The organism is Streptomyces gossypii (genome assembly GCF_025165795.1).
GTDB lineage: Bacteria > Actinomycetota > Actinomycetes > Streptomycetales > Streptomycetaceae > Streptomyces > Streptomyces gossypii.
The window spans coordinates 110,965-126,961 of sequence record NZ_JAJAGO010000018.1 but is presented as its reverse complement, the minus strand read 5'-3'; the positions used below and the strand labels follow the sequence as shown (position 1 = coordinate 126,961).

The following is a 15,997-nucleotide window of genomic DNA, read 5'->3' as shown; positions in this document are numbered from 1 at the left end:
TCTGCCGGGCCGCGTCAGCCGAACTGCCGCTCGATCTCGGCGAGTTTCTCTTCCAGTGAGTCGAGTCGCGGGCTGGCGGGGTTGTTGAGGCTGTCGTCTTCGTTCCTGGGCTGTATCCGGCGCGTTGCCGCCGAGCCGCCGCCGCTGTCCACGGCGGCCTGAAGCGCGGGCCTCGCGCGGGCGGCGGCCCCGGCCGGTGGCATGACCTCACCCACCGGCCGGGGGCCACCCGGCTGGCCGGTGGGTGAGGCGGGTGCGGTGGGGGAGGCGGGTGCGGTGGGAGAGGCGGGTGAGGACGACGCCTCCGCGCCGATCTCGACCTCCAACTGCGGGCCCCCGCCGCGCCCGCGGTGCCACAGCCGGTGCTGCCGGTGGATTGCCTTCCGCCGGGCCCGCTCCAGCTTGTCGTGATCCCGTCTGCGCAGCCGCTCCTGCTCCTGGCGCCGTGTCTCCTCGCGTACTTCGTCGACCGCCTCGTCCAGCGAGCGCACGCCCTCCAGCAGCATCAGCGACCAGGCGCGGTACGTCTCACGGGGCGCGCGGAGCCACCGTACGACCCGGATCTGCGGCAACGGACGGGGTACCAGGCCCTGTTCGCGCAGCGCGGCCCGACGGGTCTGCTTCAGCGCCCGGTCGAAGAGGATCGCCGCCGAGAGAGACATCCCGGCGAAGAACTGCGGTGCACCGGCGTGTTCGTCGCCGCGCGGCGCGTGCACCCAGTTGAACCAGGCGGCGGCTGCGGCAAAGGTCCATACCAGTAGTCGTGATCCGAGCGAGGCGTCGCCATGGCTGGCCTCCCGGACCGCGATCATGGCGGAGAACATCGCCGCGCCGTCGAGGCCGAAGGGGACCAGATACTCCCAGCCGCCGGAGAGGTTGAGATTCTGCCGCCCGAAGCCGACCAGCCCGTGGAAGGAGAGGGCGGCGGCGACGCCGGCGCAGCAGAAGAGCAGCAGGTAGGAAGCGGTCGCGTAGAGGGTCTCCTTGCGGCGGCGCCGCTCCTCCGTCCGCTCCCAGGAGTCGGGCTGCGTGTCGTCCTTGCCGCCGCCGTCCCTGCCGCCGCCGTCCTTGCCGCTCCGGTGCCCGCGCGCGGTCATCACGACGGCCACCAGGGCGCCGACGAGCAGCGCGGTGCCCGGCAGCACCCAGGTCAGCGGTATTTCCGTCCAAGTCATCGGAGGTGCCCCTCGCCTTGCTTCGGTGTCGCCGAGCATCCTGGCGAACTCCCGCCCGCGGTAAGGGTGTTTCGGCACAAGAAGCCGCCAACGGGCGGTCCGGGGCACGGATGGGGGCGTTCTGGGTCGAACGGTCTAGCGGATGCCGGTCAGGCGCTCGATCCGCTCGCTGTCGCAGGTGCGCGGGCAGGTCACACAGGTGTCCTCGGGGCGCAGGGTGTAGAAGAGGCAGCAGCTCGCGCGGTCGCGGGTGGGCAGCTGCTCGCCCGAGGGGCCGCTCAGCTCGCGGAAGGCGGCGCCCTGTCCGTACGGGGCGGTGGCGCCCGGCAGCAGCTGTGCGGCCTCGGCCATGGCGCGCTGCTCCTCGCCGAGCAGATGCCCGACGTACCACAGCCCCTCGGTGATCTCGTCCGTCGCCATGCCCCACAGGGCACGGGAGCCGCGTCGCAGCCGGGGCCGGAAGGCCTCCAGCATCGGGCCCAGGTGCTCCGCGACGGCGGACCGCAGGGCGGCACGCAGCTCCTCCTCGTCGGCGACCACCCGGGCACCGGGCTCACCGGCGGCGGGATCGCCGGGGAGGCAGCTGAACTCGCCTGTGCGCACGGAGAGTTGACCGAGAACTCGCTGGAAGGAGACGGCCTCGACGGGAAGCCGGGGCACCCGGCGGTACAGGAACCAGGGGATCGTCATCAGCAGGCAGACGGGCCACGCGTACCGGTGGAGCGCGAAACTCGCGACCACGTCGGGCCTGGCGCGCTGCCCGTAGTTCTGGGCCACCTGGGTGTCGTCCCAGGCGAGGAAGGCGTCCAGAACGGGCCCGCCCCGTGCCAGCTCGGTCGCCGTCACCCAGCCGTCGCCCGTCTCCACAGTGGCGCTCTCCAGTACCCGCAGGCTGGGGAAGACCTCGGTCAGCCGGGTGTAGGCGTCCGAGAACGGCGAGCGGACGGGGGCGAGCACAGAGCTGCCGACCGTGTCGGGGACGGCGCCGGGGACGAGCGTGGGCAGGGTCATCGGGGGACCACCGGATCGACGATCGATTACAGGCAAGCCTTACCTTACCCGAACTGATCGCGAACCGTCCTCCGGAACCGTCAAAAGAATCCCGCCGGTGCCCGATGCCGCCGCGGCGGCCATCCGGATGGCCAACGGCAGGCCCTCAGGCCGTGCCGAGCTGCCCCTTCAGCCAGGTCGGTACGCCGCCGAGCAGCCGGAAGAGGCGGGTGGCCTCGGCCCGCAGCCGCGCGGCCTCCTCGTCCGGCTGGGCGTCCGCGAGGGCGACGAGCGCCGGTGCCATGCCCACCAGGAAGCCCAGCTTCTCGCGCAGGTGCAGGGATTCGGTGAAACCGTGCCGTGCCTCCGCCAGTTCGCCGTCCCGCAGGGCCAGACCGGCCAGATGCCGCCAGGTGAACGAGAGCAGCAGGGGGTTCCCGTGTGCGGTCGCGCCCGCGTGCGCCCTGCGGTACGCGGCCTTCGCGGCCTGGGTGTTGTCGCTGAGGTGCTCGGCGATCAGGCCCCGGCGGAAGTCGAGCAGCGGGCGTGTCTCCGCGGTGGGTGTCAGCAGGGCCGCGGCCCTGCCGAGTGCCGCGCGTGCCTCGTCGGCCCGGTCGCGTACGCCCAGCACCGTGGAGGCGTAGGCCAGTTGGCCGCGTTCGCAGGCCGCCGCGCCGCGTTCGTCGTCGTCTCCCGCGACGGCCTCCGCGATGCGCAGTGCGTCCTCCGCCGCCGCCCAGCCGTCCGAGGTGAACATGCAGCGTTCGACGAGCAGTGCGGCCCGCCGTACCGCCGCGGTGGACTCCGCAGCCGCGCGGGGTTCGAGCAGCGCCGCCGCGTCGTCCCAGCAGCCGCGGGACCGCAGCCGCCACACGGCCTGTTCGGACGGGGTGTCCCCGCCCCCGAATGCGGGCGGCAGTCCTCCCTCGTCGTCCTGCCGTACCGGACGTGACATGGCGGTGTCCGCCACTGTGCCTCCCCTAGCGCGCCTTTGAGCCGGATGTGACCGCATCTCAGCACGAAGTGGGGTGCCTAGCCAAGAGAAAGTGTGAAGCAGTTCACAAAGTTTTACTCAATGGGGCTATCTGCCAAGTGTGGGAGGCAGGAGCAACCCGTAAAGGCGAAGGGGCCCTGATGGTGTGATGACGTGGTTATAGTGCGTATCAGATATGAATGAGTAGGTAATAACTTGCGCGGCTTACGCGATTTTCAGTTCCGCATCTGTCATGGTTTGCACTTGTTTAGTCCAAAATAATTGGGAAGCAGCCATGTACGACTTGCTAGTGGTGGGGGCAGGCCCCTACGGACTCTCGGTGGCGGCACACGCCACCGCCGCCGGACTGAACGCGCGGGTACTGGGCAAACCGATGGCGTTCTGGCGCGACCATGTGCCCGAGGGGACCTACCTCGAATCCGAGCCCTGGTCCTCCAGCCTCTCCGACCCCAACGGCGCCTGCACGCTCACCGACTACTGCGCGACCCGGGATCTGCCCACGGACAGCGGCGGCTCGCTCCCGGTGGACACCTTCGCCGCATACGGGGCCTGGTTCACCGACCGGGCGGTGCCCTGTGTCGACGAGCGCACCGTCACCGGCGTACGCCCCCGGGACGACTCCTTCCTGGTGCGGACCGACGACGGTGACGCCCTGGAGACCCGGACGGTGGCGATCGCCGTGGGGCTGCTGCCCTTCGCCCGGATCCCCGTACCGCTGCGCGAGCTGCCGCCCGAACTGGCCTCGCACAGCAGCGGGCACCACGACCTTTCCCGGTTCAAGGGCCGGAACGTCACCGTGATCGGTTCGGGCCAGTCCGCCTTGGAGACCGCCGCGCTGCTGGCCGAACAGGGCGCCGACGTACGCCTCGTGGCCCGTGCCGAGCGCATCGGCTGGAACGAGCCCCCGCAGCCGCTGGAGCGCCGCCCGCTCCAGCGGCTGCGCGAACCGCACTCCGCGCTGGGCACCGGCTGGTCCGACTGCGTCCAGTCGGAACTCCCCTGGGCGGTACACGGGCTGCCCGGAACCCTGCGCACCCGACTCACCGACCGCGCCCTCCAGCCCGCCGGGGCCTGGTGGCTGCGCGAGCGCTTCGAGGCCGCCGTCACGGTGCGGCCCGCGACCCGCCTGTGGTCGGCGGTGCCGACGGTGGACGGCGTCCGGTTGCATCTGGGCAACACCCGCGGCATGGAGACGGTGCTGGAGACCGAACACGTGATCGCCGCGACCGGGTTCCTCCCCGAACTGGAGCGGCTGCGGGTGCTCGACCCGGCGCTGCGCGCCCGGCTGCGCGTGGTGCGCGGCAGCCTGGCACCCGCGCTGGACGGCTGCTTCCAGTCCTCCCTGCCGGGGCTGTACTTCGCCGGGCCGCTGGCCGCGCCCGCCTTCGGCCCCGTGATGCGCTTCGTGCACGGCACCGCCTTCACCGCCTCGCGGCTGACGGGCGGCGTACGGCAGCGCCTCCAGCGGGACCGGCCCGGCCCGCGGCGCACGCCGTGGGCGGCCCGGCTGCCCCGGCCCGCCTCCGGCGCGGCGCGCGAAGGCGCGCCCCGGTCCGCCGCGCAGCCCGCACCCCGGCCCGCACCCCGGTCCGCCGCGCACCCCGCGCAGCGGACCGGTGAGCCTGCGCGGCCACGGACCTGAGTGGACGCGGCCCAGGACCCTAGCTGCCCAGTACCTCCCGCAGTTCGGGCTGGAGGAGGTCGCCGTGGGCGCGTACCAGGTCGTCGCACAGCTCCCAGATGCGTTCGACCGGCAGCGCCGCGGCGGTGGCCGGGTCCGCCATGGCGGCGTGCCGGACGTGGCGCGGTTCGCCGTCGGTGGCAGCCCGTACGACGAGGTCGTTGACCCCGATGTAGGCCCGGTTCAGGGCGGCGCACTGCGGCGGGAGCGCGCCGGTCCTGGTGGGCTGGACGCCCAGCGCGTCGACGAGGCAGGGCACTTCGACGACGGAGTCGGCCGGCAGGTTGTCGATCAGCCCCCGGTTGGGCACGTTGCCGTAGACCGTGCGCGGGGTGCCGGTGACCATGCTGTGGATGATCTGCGGGGCGTACTCCAAGGTGCCCTCCACCGGCAGTGAGGCGCCGGTGGCCAGGGCCTCGCGGGTCCGCTCGTAGCTGGCTGCGTTCTCCTCGATGATCTCCAGGTACGCGCCGACGGGCAGCCGCAGCCGCTCCACCTCGCTGTCGTGGTGCAGATACCAGGGGACGTATTCCGAGGAGTGCTCGCTGGTCTCGGTGGGGTAGTGGCCGAGCCTGCGGTACATGTCCACCCGGACGCGCCGGCGCAGTTCGGCGTCCTTCTCGATCGCCTGGTCGAGCAGCGGATACAGGTCCTGCCCGTCCCGTTCGAAGCGCAGCACCCACGCCTGGTGATTCACCCCGGCCGCGAGGTAGGAGACCTCCTCGAAGGGGACGCCGACCAGCTCCGCGAGGTCGTTCATCGTCCAGTACACCGAGTGGCACAGGCCGACGACCTTGAGCTGGGGCGCGATCCGGTGCAGGTACAGGGCGTTCATCGCCATCGGGTTCGTGTAGTTCAGCAGCAGCGCGTCGGGGCACACCTCGGCCATGTCCTCGGCCAGTGCGCGGAGTACGGGGAAGGTGCGCAGCGCGCGGAAGATGCCGCCGGTGCCCAGCGTGTCGCCGATCGTCTGGCGCACCCCGTAGCGGGCCGGGACGGCGAAGTCGGTGCGGGTCGCCTCGTTCATGCCGACCTGGATGATGTTGATGACGAAGTCGGCGCCCTCCAGGGCGCCCCGCCGGTCCGGGTGGGCGCTGATGACGGGTTCGGCGCCGAGTTCGGCGGCGATCCGGCGGGCGGCGCCCTCGGCCGTGGCGAGCCGTTCGGGGTCGATGTCGTGCAGGGCGATGTGGGCGCCGCGCAGTTCGGGGAAGGCGAACAGGTCGGCCAGCAGGCCCTGGGTGAAGACGACGCTGCCCGCGCCCACAAAGGTGATCCTGGTACTGGTCATCGGGAGATCCTTCGGTTCGAAGCGGTGGCGGTGGCGGCGGCGGTGGCGACGGTGGCTGAGGCGGCGGAGGAGGCTTCGTCCCAGGTGGGCTGGGCGGCCGTGCCGCCGTGGGCGCGGGTGGAGAGGGCTCCGCAGGCGGCGGCGAACTCCAGTGCGGACGAGGGGTCCAGGCCGCGCAGGACGGCGGCGACATATCCGGCATCGAAGCTGTCCCCCGCGCCGACGGTGTCGACCGCCTCGACGGCGGGCGGCGCGGCGCGCAGCGTACGGGTGCCGTCGTGCGCGAGTGCGCCGTCGGCGCCGTCCTTGACGACGGTCAGCGGCCCGCGGGCGGACAGCGCGGCGGCCACCTCGGACAGTTCCTGCGCCGCGTCACCCGCCGCGTCACCCGCCGCGTCACCCGTCGTGTCACCTCCCGAGCCGCCCGCCGCCCCGCCCGCCGGACCCTCCGCCAGGGCAGCGGCCAGCGCACGGGCCTCGGCCGCGTTCGGCAGCAGGACGTCGGTGACGCCGAGCACCGGCCCGAGCAGCGCCGCGTCCCACCGCTGGTCCGGATCGTCGTTGGTGTCCAGCGAGGTGCTCGCACCATGTGTGTGGGCGAGGGCGAACACCTCGTGCAGCCGTGCGGCGAGCCGGGGCAGCAGGAAGAAGGACGCCGCGTGCACGTGCCGCACCTCGGCCAGCAGTGCGGCGGGCACGTCCGCGGGGCCGGTGGAGGCCAGCGTGCCGGGCGCGGTGAGGATGGCACGGTCGCCGCCGTCCGCGAGGACGACGGTGGTGAGCGGGGTGGGCAGTACGGGGTCGGTGGCCAGGGCCGTGACGTCGACACCCCGGTCCGTGAGGGACCGGCGGACGAACGCGCCCGCCGGGTCGTCGCCGACCCGTCCGGCGAACGCCACGCGCAGCCCGAGCCGGGCGGCGCCGCAGGCCATGATCGCGGCCGAGCCGCCGAGGACGAGGCTCGCGTGCTCGACCAGCTGTTCGCGCTGGCCGAAGGCGAGGGTGCGGGGCACGGGGCCGAGCACCACGTCCGGATTGGCGTCGCCGATCACGAGCAGATCAAAAGGGGGAGACATGGTGCGCTTCCTGGTGCGAGGGAGGGCGAAACAGGGGGAGGGACGGGACGGTCCGAGAAACAGGCACTAGCCCTTCAGCCCGCTGGAGGTCAGCGACTGGATGAAGGTCTTCTGGGCGAACAGGAACGCGGCGAGTACCGGCAGTACCGTGAGCACGTTGCCCGCCATGACCGCCGACCAGCGGGTGTGGTGCTGCCCCTGGAAGGTCGTCAGCCCCAGCTGGAGCGTGTACTGGGTGTCGTGGTTGATGGCGATGAGCGGCCAGGTCAGGTCGTTCCAGGTGGCCAGGAAGGTCAGCACGGCGACGGTGGCCAGCGCCGGACGGGCCAGCGGCATGATGATGGAGACCAGCACCCGGAGCCGGGAGCAGCCGTCGATCCACGCCGCCTCCTCCATCTCACGTGGGAGCGAGAGGAAGAACTGCCGGAAGAGGAACACGGCGAACGGGGTGACCAGGGCGGGCACGATGAGCGCGCCCAGGGTGTCGATCAGCCCCAGCTCCTTCATCACCAGGAAGGTGGGGATCATCGTGAGCTGGAACGGGATGATCATGGTCGCCAGCATCAGCCCGAGCAGCAGCCGAGACCCCGCGAACCGCATCCGGGCGAACGCGTAACCGCCCAGCGCCCCGAGCAGCAGATTCGACGCCACCGCCACCGACGAGACGATGAACGAGTTGGCGAACCAGCGGGGGAACATCGCGTTGCCCAGCACGTAGCGGTAGCCGCCCAGGTCGATGCCGTCGGGCCAGAGCGCGGGCGGGAAGCGGTTGATCTCGGCGTCGCTCATCACCGAGGTGAGCAGCAGCCACAGCAGCGGCAGGGCGAAGCCGAGCGCCAGCGGCGCGAGCAGCAGATGCCAGGGGCTGAACGGCAGCCACCGCCGCCGTTTCCCGCCCCGCCGCTGAGCCGCCGACGGTTCCACCGGGGTGTCGGCCACTGCCATGGAGGCGGTCATCGGACGGCTCCTTCCGTACGGGCCCGGTAGCGCCGCTGCACTTGGAGCGCGGCACCGGCGATCAGCAGGGCGAGGGCGAGGACGTACGCGGCCGCCGCGCCGTACCCCGCGGTGAAGGTGCGGAACGCCTGCTCCCAGACGAAGTAGACGATGACGGTCGTCGACCCGAGCGGGCCGCCCTTGGTGGTCACATAGATCAGGTCGAAGACCTGGAGCGCCTGGATGAGCTGCCACAGCACCAGGAACACGCTGACCGGGGTGAGGGTGGGCAGGGTGATGTGGCGCAGCACCCGCCACCGTCCGGCGCCGTCCAGCCGGGCGGATTCGACGAGCTCCGGCGGCACGTCCTGGAGCGCGGCGAGGTACACGACGACACAGAAGCCGATCCCGCTCCACAGCGAGATCCCCACCAGCAGGTACAGCGCCTGGTCCGGGTCGCTCAGGAAGCCCTGGCGCGAGATGCCCAGCTTGTGCAGCAGCGAGTTGGCCGCGCCGAACTCGGGGTCGAGGATGAACGAGAACAGCACGCCCTGCGCGGTCGCGGAGACGACGAACGGGATGAAGATCAGGGTGCGGTAGAAGCCGATGAGGCGGATGCGGCGGTTCAGCGCCAGCGCGAGCGCGAGACCGCCCACCAGGCTCAGCGGTACGAAAAGCGCCGCGTAGAGCAGGGTGTTCCCCACGGCGGTGTGGAAGTTGGGGTCCTCGGCCAGGGCCCGGTAGTTGTCCAGTCCGACCCAGCGGCCGGGTGTGACCAGGTCGTCGGCACGGAAGGACAGCAGCAGGGACCAGACGACGGGGACGATCGCCAGCCCGAGGATGATCAGCACCGACGGGCCGACGAACGCCCAGGCGGTGGCGCTCTCCCGGCGGATCCGGCGGCGCGTCGGGCCGGAGGGCCGGGCCGGGCGGCCGGAACCGTCCGGGGCGTCCAGGTCGTCCGGGCGGTTCTTGTCCGGTGGAGCGGTGCGCGCCTCAAGGGTGACCGCGCGGGGCACTGTCGACATGACGGCCTTCCTCATCTGGGGATCAGCAGGGCGGCGTTGGCCTTGTCCGCGCAGTCGCGCAGGGCCGCCTCGGGGCTCTTGCGGCCCAGCAGCACGGCGACGACGGCCTGGCCCAGCGCCTGCGAGATCTGCGGGTAGGCGGCGTGCACCGGCCGCACCCGCGCGTTGTCGAGGGCCTTGGTGAAGACGGGCAGGCCCGCCGTGCGCTCCGAGTGCTCGCGCCATTCCGGCCGTCTCTCGGTGGCGGTGCTCAGCGGGAGGCTGCCGGCGGCGATGTCCCAGCGGACGTCGCGTTCCGGCTGGATCATCCAGCTGACGAACTCCACGGCGGCGCGCGAGCGGGCGTCGCCGTTGTCGAAGACGGTCCAGGTGTCCGGGCCGGAGATGGTGACGGGCTTTCCGCTGTAGGTGGGCAGCGGCACCACGCCGTAGTCGATGCCGGCGCCGAGGATGTCGGGGAGCTGCCAGGGGCCGGTGGCGACCATCGCCATCCGGCCGCCCAGGAAGACCTGGTACATCTGCTCGCTGCCCGGCTTGGGGTCGATGTAGACGCTCGAGTCCCCGGCCAGCGCTTCGAGCGTCTCCAGCGCGCGTACGCCCTCGTCGGCGAAGCCGATGCCCTTGCCGTCGTCGGCGATCACGTCGCCGCCCTGGTCCCAGATCATCGGCCAGAGCCGCCACACGGTGTCCTCGTCGCCCGTGCCGGGCCAGCCGGTGCCGAACACGCCGCGGCCGCTGTCGGTGAGCTTCTCGGCGGTCCGCACGAACTCCGGCCAGGTCCAGCCCTCCTCGGGGAAGGGCACGCCGGCCTCGCGGAACAGCTTCTTGTTGTAGACGACGGCTAGCGCGTCCAGGAGCGCGGGCGCGGCGCGTATCCGGCCGTTGAGGGTGACCGCGTCCCGGGCCGCCTGCCAGTAGCTGGTCCAGGGGGTCTCCCCGTCGCGCAGCGCCGAGCCGAGGTCCACGACGCTGGGGCTGCGGGCGACGCTCGCCAGGTCGGAGCCGAAGACATAGGCGATGTCCGGATACGAGCCGGACGCCAGCGCCGCTGTGACCTTCTGGAGCATGGCGTCGGACAGCACCCCGCCCCCGCCCGCGTCCACGCGGATGCGGGGGTGCGTGCGGTTGAACTCGCCCACCAGCTTCTCGATGGCCTTCTTGCCGGTGTCGCTCTGACCGTGCCAGAGCTCGACGGTCACGGTGCCGTCGGCGCTGACGCCGTCGGAGGCGCCCGGCGCGCAGCCGGGGAGGAGGGCGGCTCCGGCGCCCCCGGCCGCGAGGGCCGCGCCACCCCGCAGCAGGCGGCGCCGGGGGAGGGGAGGCTGAGTACCCCGGATACGGGTCATCGAGATCTCCTTGACGAAGAGGGGAGGGGAGGGGAGGGAAGGGACGGGGGCGACGGGAAGGGAGACGGAGGACGTGGGGTGGGTGAGGTCTCCGCCATGTGGGTGCTGTGGGGTGCTGTCCGGCGCTCGTGCTGTCCGGCGCGACGCGGTCAGTAAGGTCGCGAGGCCGCAAAGGCGAGGTCGCGAAGTGGTGAGTTCACCGCCCTCGGGCGGCAGGGTCCCGTTCCCCGGGAGTCGGCCCAGCCAAGGGGCATGGCCTGGGCCTGGGCCAGGGACCGGCTCCTAGTGCCGTGACCGGCAAGGTCTGCTCCGTCGCGCCGCCCTGCACGCGTCCCCTCGGCCCTGCGGGCCCGGGGAGACCCCATGCTCGCCGTGTCGGACGACGCTCCTTGGCGGGCAGACCTTGCCGGTCACGGCACTAGCAGATCGCGTGGACGTACTTGTCGCTGTCCGGCGTGGTGACGCCGACGTCCCGGCGGACGATGCTCAGCCGGTCGTCCCAGTCAGCGCAGGCCCGCTCCAGGCCCCGGTCCGTGTACTCGATCACCACGACGTGGTCGTCGAAGGCCTCCGCGTAACCGCCGCACTCCTCGTACTCGCCGCACTCCTCCGCGACCGCGAAGTCCAGGCCGGTCTCGTCCCGGCTGTCCGCGAGCTCCACCGTGTTCTTCTGGCCGATCGCCAGGCCACGGGAGTGCGCGTGCGCCGACAGCAGCGTGATGAACGCCTTGGCGTCCCTGGGGGTGAGCAGGTTCTCGGAGCGCGTGTAGCTGTCGTAGTTGTCGGGCTCCACCGCGTCGAAGCCCTTGTCGGCACAGCCGTCCGTCCAGCCGTTGACCTTGTCGGCGATCCGCTCGCGCTTGCCGGCGGTGCCGATGTCCAGGAGCGGCTCGTTCCAGTCCGGGTCCATGACGACGTCACCGTTCTCGTCCCGCAGCAGCAGGTCGGTGGGCCACTCGCGGGTCTCGCCGGGCTGGACCTGGAAGGCGTTCACGTAGCAGATGTTGTAGAGGCCGTCGGCGGGCTCCGCCGCGCGGTCCCGGCTGACGATCTCGACATCGGCGGGCGGGTCGTACGGGCCGCCGATCTGGTAGTCGAACCCTGCCCCGGGCGGGGGCAGCGAAGGGTTGGCCGCGGCGTCGGCCTTCGAGGACGTGCCGGTGAGACCGGCGGTGACGAGGGCAGCCGTCGCCAGTGCGGCTGCCGCCCAGGGGCGCCAGCCCCGCAGAGCATGGTTGACAGGCATGGAACTGCTCCATCAATCGGGGGTACGGCCCCGCCTCGGACGACGCTCTACGCGCTCCTGGCGACTCAGGCCGGGCTTCGGACCGCATCCGCTACCGGCTGGGCGCACCTCTTCGGTGCCGGGTTTCCCACCCCAGGCACTGGCAGGATCCAAGCGCGTCATTTCGCGCACGTCAAGAGTTCGAACTTGAGCACATTCGCTGATATGCGCAGCGTCGTCGGTGTGCAGCAGACTGCCACGACCCGCGACCGAACCGTAGAGAGACCGGAGAAAGCCTGGTCAATCCCGCTTTTCCGAGCCATGCGCAGCTGATCGGAGCTACACTCCGGGCATGCTCAAGAGTGATCGGTTGAACCGGATCATCGACCATGTGTCCTCCGAAGGCAGTGCGGACGTCCATCAGCTGGCCGTCCTGCTGGGTGTCTCCGGTGCGACGGTACGCCGCGATCTGCGGTCGCTGCACGAACAGGGCCTGTTGCGGCGCACCCACGGCGGCGCGGTGACCGCCCCGTCCGAGCTGCCGATGCGGCATCGCGCGGGCAGGCAGCAGGCGCAGAAGCAGCGCATCGCGGCCGCCGCGGCCGAACTGGTGCCGGACGGCGCGGTGGTCGGCATGACGGGGGGCACCACGGTCACCGAGGTCGCGCGGGCGCTGGCCGGGCGCAGCGGCATCACCGTGGTGACCAACGCGGTGAACATCGCGGCGGACCTGGTGGTGCGGCCGGATCTCCAGCTCGTCGTCATCGGGGGCAACGCGCGCTCGCAGAGCTACGAACTGGTGGGCCCGGTCGCCGAACGCATGCTGGACGAGTACCACATCGACATCAGCTTCATCGGCGTCGACGGGCTCACGACCGGGGGCGGGTGCAGCACGCACGACCAGATGGAGGCGCACACCGACCGCGCTTTCCTGCGCAACAGCACCCGCACCGTCGTGGTCGCGGACAGCACCAAGATCGGCAAGGTCACCTTCGCCAAGATCTGCCCGCTCAGCGAGATCAGCGCCGTCGTCACCGACAGCGCGGCGGACGAGGCCGACACCGCCGCCCTCCGCGCGCTGGGGGTGCGGGTGCACACCGCGTAGCGGGTCAGCCGAAGGACGGGTGCCGTGCCGCCGGGCGGGGGGTGCTGCCGCCGGGCGGGTCCGGCGGCACAGCACCGGGTGTCAGAGGCCGAGCAGCCGGGCCGCGTTGCCGTGGTAGAGGCCGCCGAGCACCTCCTCGGGCAGTTCCAGCGCGGAGACGTCCCATCGCCCCTGCGGGGGCACCCGCTCCCCGGGCGCGTACGGGAAGCACTCGTCGCCGCTCTCCAGGAACCGGTAGTAGAGCCGGTAGTCCGCCGCGTGCACCGGGAACGCGTCCGTGCCGAACAGCACCCGCTCCGGGAACCGCCGGATCAGCGCGCGGGCGGCGCGCGGTCGGCGTCCCAGCTCGGCCATCCGTCCCGCGATGTCGATATGGAAGTTCGGATACCGCTCCAGCAGCGAACCCACCCAGCCCAGATCCTCGGCGCAGCCCGCGTGCGCACCGATGAACACCGTGTCCGGCTGGGCGGCCACCAGCGACTCCAGCGCGCCCAGCAGCGTACGGGCGGACGGGTGGTGCGGGGCGGCGAACGACCAGTCGGGGTTGGCGAGGATCTCCTCCAGCCGCTCGTTCGCGGCATCGGGCGGCTCGAAGAAGGCGAGCGGATCGGCCGTGTGGATGAGGACCGGCAGCCCCAGCGCCCCGGCCTCCGCGAAGACCGGGGCGAGCCTGGGGTCATCGGGCCGCACCAGCGCACCGCCGCCGTCGGTGACGGTCAGCCCGAGGTCCTTCCAGACCTTGAGCCCCCGGGCGCCGGCGGCGGCGGCCCGCCGCAGATCCGCCACCAGCAGGTCCGTACCGTCCGGCTCCCGGAGCCTGCCCCAGTCCAGCTGGGCGAAGGTCAGGAACCGGCCGGGGTGGGCCTGGTCGTACCGCTCGAGGTTCTCCTCCAGGTCCCGCCCCACGCGGCCGTCCAGATTGACCACACAGCGCACCCCGCAGCCGTCCATCACCGCCAGCAGCTCCGCCACGTCGGGCACCATCCAGCCGCCGTCCCCGGACAGCCAGCGGCCCAGGTGGTTATGGACGTCCACGCACTCCGTCCACGGCCGCTCCACCTCGGTGACCGGGCCGGACAGCACCGGGCGTGGGGCGTAGTCGGCGAGCGGCAGGGCGCGGAGCCGGGCGAGTTCGCCGCCCCCCAGGGGCCCGCTCACCCGGCGGCCTTCCCGGCCGATCCCCCGGCCGCCGGCGCCTCGAACGGCGCGGCCACCCGTGCGGCGGACTGCGCGGCCCCCAGGACACCCAGGATCCGCGACACCTCCTGCGCCATCGCCTCCCGGGCGGGGCCCAGGTAGCGCCTCGGGTCGACAAGCTCCGGCCGGTCCGCGAGGACGCCCCGCACCGCGCCGGTGAACACCGAGTTGAGATGCGTGGAGAGGTTCACCTTGCGGATACCGGCCCGGACGGCCGCCGCGAGCACCGGGTCGGGCACGCCGGAGGAGCCGTGCAGCACCAGCGGCACCGGCACGGCCTCGCGCAGCGCACCGATCAGCTCCAGATCGAGCTGCGCCCGCCGCTCGGTCATCGCGTGCGAGGAACCGACGGCGACGGCGAGCGCGTCCACCCCCGTCTCGGCGACGAAGCGCGCCGCCTCGCCCGGATCGGTGCGCACCCCGGGGGCGTGGGCGCCGTCCTTGCCGCCGACCTCACCCAGCTCCGCCTCCACCCAGACGCCGCGCTCGTGGCACCAGTCGGTGATCTCGCGCGTGGTGGCGAGGTTCTCGCCCCACGGCAGCCGCGCGCCGTCGTACATCACCGAGGCCACGCCGCAGGAGACGGCCGCACGGATCAGCTCCGGCTCGGTCGCGTGGTCGAGGTGCAGGGAGGCGGGGGTGTCCGTGGCGGCGATGGCCTCCAGTGCGGCGGCGGCCAGCGGGCGCAGGGCGCCCCGGTAGCCGACCGCGTTCTCGCTGACCTGCACGACCACCGGCGCCCGGGCCCGTGCGGCGCCGTCGAGCACCGCCTCCAGCTGCTCCAGCAGTACGGCGTTGAAGGCGCCCGTGCCGTGGCCGCCCGCCTCGGCGGCGTCCATCAGCCGCGCCGTGCCCAGCAGCGTCATGACGCCTGGGCCAGGACCACGGAGCGGGTGAGGTTCGGCGGGTTGTCGACGTCACGGCCGAGGCCGTCCGCCAGCTCCGCCGCAACCCGCTGCGCCTTGATCATCTCGGCGAGCGGGTCGAGCCCGGACCTCAGCAGGCGGGCACCGGTGGCCCCGATCTGTTCGGCCAGTCCGTCCGGCAGGCCGCCCAGCGCCCAGACGGCGCGGCCGGGCGCCGCGACGCCGATCGGGCCGTGCCGGTACTCCATCGCCGGATACGCCTCGGTCCACCAGGCGGCGGCCTCGCGTACCTTCAGCGCGGCCTCCAGGGCCAGGCCGTTCGTCCAGCCGGTGCCGAGGAAGGTGATCTGCGAGGCCGCCAGCACCTCGGGGTCCAGTGCTTCGCGGACGGCGGTGGAGGCGTCCGCAAGCGCCTGGCCCAAGTCCTCGCCCAGGTGCGCTCGGAGCAGGACGAGCTGGGTGGTGGGGAAGCGCGTCTGGACGACGGAGCGCTCGTCGGCGAAGTCGAGTACGACGGTGTCGTCGGCCAGCGCGGTCACGGGGGAGTCCGGGACGGCGGTCAGGGCGGTGCTGCGGATGCGGCCCCGTACCTGCTCCAAGGCGTGCAGCACCTCGGTCGTGGTACCGGAACGCGTCAGCGCGACCACCCGGTCGTACTCCCGCTCCAGCGGGGCTTCGGAGGCGGCGAAGGCGTCGGTCACGCCGTGGCCCGCGGCCTCGCGCAGGGCGGCGTACGACTGGGCCATGAACCATGAGGTGCCGCAGCCGATGACCGCCACCCGCTCTCCGGACTTCGGCAGCGCGGCGGCGTGGCGCGGCAGCAGCGCGATGGCCTGCCGCCAGCAGTCGGGCTGGGATGCGATCTCGTCTGCGGTGTGCGACATGGCCTCTCCTAGGCTCTGGCGGATAATGCGCAAGTTGAGCAACATTGTGCTCGAAGCTGAGCGGATTTACTCAGTTCTATCAGAACTGCGCGTGCGGGGGCGAGAGCGCCCCGGCGCGGGGGTGAGCGGGGAGGGCGCGAGGAGCGGGTGAGCGGGGCGAGCGCAGCAGGGCAGCCGGGCGCGCCTGCCCGCAGCGCCCGCAC

Annotated in this window: 14 protein-coding genes; 2 read left to right on the top strand and 12 right to left on the bottom strand. The window is 72.4% G+C overall.

From position 1 onward, the window contains the following. Nucleotides 1–14: 14 nt before the first annotated feature. The 3 genes from LHJ74_RS30420 to LHJ74_RS30410 all read right to left on the bottom strand — a co-directional run bounded on the left by LHJ74_RS30420 (nt 15) and on the right by LHJ74_RS30410 (nt 3,120). Nucleotides 15–1,175: a DUF2637 domain-containing protein gene (locus tag LHJ74_RS30420; RefSeq protein WP_260221467.1), complete on the bottom strand. Its 1,161-nt coding sequence runs from the start codon at nt 1,173–1,175 to the stop codon at nt 15–17. 135 nt (nt 1,176–1,310) lie between these two features. Beyond that, the gene (locus LHJ74_RS30415; protein WP_260221466.1) at nt 1,311–2,186 is read right to left on the bottom strand and encodes a (2Fe-2S)-binding protein; all 876 of its coding nucleotides are present in this window, start codon (nt 2,184–2,186) and stop codon (nt 1,311–1,313) included. A 145-nt stretch (nt 2,187–2,331) separates the two neighbouring features. After that, nucleotides 2,332–3,120, bottom strand: coding sequence for a hypothetical protein (locus LHJ74_RS30410; RefSeq protein WP_260221498.1), 789 nt, complete (start codon nt 3,118–3,120; stop codon nt 2,332–2,334). Nucleotides 3,121–3,433: 313 nt separating this feature from the next. Between LHJ74_RS30410 and LHJ74_RS30405 the strand changes: the two genes are divergently transcribed. Next, nucleotides 3,434–4,801 (top strand): NAD(P)-binding domain-containing protein, encoded by a 1,368-nt coding sequence (locus LHJ74_RS30405; protein ID WP_260221465.1) that lies wholly within the window; start codon nt 3,434–3,436, stop codon nt 4,799–4,801. Nucleotides 4,802–4,820: 19 nt separating this feature from the next. Here LHJ74_RS30405 and LHJ74_RS30400 read toward each other — a convergent pair whose 3' ends face one another. The 6 genes from LHJ74_RS30400 to LHJ74_RS30375 all read right to left on the bottom strand — a co-directional run bounded on the left by LHJ74_RS30400 (nt 4,821) and on the right by LHJ74_RS30375 (nt 11,763). Beyond that, the gene (locus LHJ74_RS30400; RefSeq protein ID WP_260221464.1) at nt 4,821–6,131 is read right to left on the bottom strand and encodes an alpha-glucosidase/alpha-galactosidase; all 1,311 of its coding nucleotides are present in this window, start codon (nt 6,129–6,131) and stop codon (nt 4,821–4,823) included. Beyond that, nucleotides 6,128–7,207, bottom strand: coding sequence for a carbohydrate kinase family protein (locus LHJ74_RS30395; protein WP_260221463.1), 1,080 nt, complete (start codon nt 7,205–7,207; stop codon nt 6,128–6,130). The genes LHJ74_RS30400 and LHJ74_RS30395 overlap by 4 nt, the downstream gene beginning before the upstream one ends. A 66-nt stretch (nt 7,208–7,273) precedes the next feature. Then, nucleotides 7,274–8,164 carry a carbohydrate ABC transporter permease gene (locus LHJ74_RS30390; protein WP_260221462.1) on the bottom strand — a complete coding sequence of 297 codons (891 nt, stop codon included), beginning with the start codon at nt 8,162–8,164 and terminating at the stop codon, nt 7,274–7,276. Then, nucleotides 8,161–9,171 carry a carbohydrate ABC transporter permease gene (locus LHJ74_RS30385; RefSeq protein ID WP_260221461.1) on the bottom strand — a complete coding sequence of 337 codons (1,011 nt, stop codon included), beginning with the start codon at nt 9,169–9,171 and terminating at the stop codon, nt 8,161–8,163. Before LHJ74_RS30385 ends, LHJ74_RS30390 begins: the two co-directional genes overlap by 4 nt. 11 nt (nt 9,172–9,182) lie before the next feature. Next, complete coding sequence (locus LHJ74_RS30380; RefSeq protein ID WP_260221460.1) at nt 9,183–10,517, bottom strand: ABC transporter substrate-binding protein; 1,335 nt, start codon at nt 10,515–10,517, stop codon at nt 9,183–9,185. A 418-nt stretch (nt 10,518–10,935) separates the two neighbouring features. After that, nucleotides 10,936–11,763, bottom strand: a complete 828-nt coding sequence (locus LHJ74_RS30375; RefSeq protein WP_260221459.1) for an endo alpha-1,4 polygalactosaminidase — start codon at nt 11,761–11,763, stop codon at nt 10,936–10,938. Nucleotides 11,764–12,094: 331 nt separating this feature from the next. On the opposite strand from LHJ74_RS30375, the gene LHJ74_RS30370 reads away from it, so the two are divergent. Next, nucleotides 12,095–12,847, top strand: coding sequence for a DeoR/GlpR family DNA-binding transcription regulator (locus LHJ74_RS30370; protein ID WP_260221458.1), 753 nt, complete (start codon nt 12,095–12,097; stop codon nt 12,845–12,847). Nucleotides 12,848–12,928: 81 nt separating this feature from the next. On the opposite strand, the gene LHJ74_RS30365 is transcribed toward LHJ74_RS30370, so the two are convergent. The 3 genes from LHJ74_RS30365 to LHJ74_RS30355 are packed head-to-tail and all read right to left on the bottom strand — an operon-like array spanning nt 12,929 to nt 15,794. Further along, nucleotides 12,929–14,005: an amidohydrolase family protein gene (locus LHJ74_RS30365; protein WP_260221457.1), complete on the bottom strand. Its 1,077-nt coding sequence runs from the start codon at nt 14,003–14,005 to the stop codon at nt 12,929–12,931. Beyond that, nucleotides 14,002–14,910, bottom strand: coding sequence for a class II fructose-bisphosphate aldolase (locus LHJ74_RS30360; RefSeq protein ID WP_260221456.1), 909 nt, complete (start codon nt 14,908–14,910; stop codon nt 14,002–14,004). The genes LHJ74_RS30365 and LHJ74_RS30360 overlap by 4 nt, the downstream gene beginning before the upstream one ends. Further along, nucleotides 14,907–15,794, bottom strand: a complete 888-nt coding sequence (locus LHJ74_RS30355) for an SIS domain-containing protein (protein ID WP_260221455.1) — start codon at nt 15,792–15,794, stop codon at nt 14,907–14,909. The genes LHJ74_RS30360 and LHJ74_RS30355 overlap by 4 nt, the downstream gene beginning before the upstream one ends. Nucleotides 15,795–15,997: the final 203 nt, after the last annotated feature.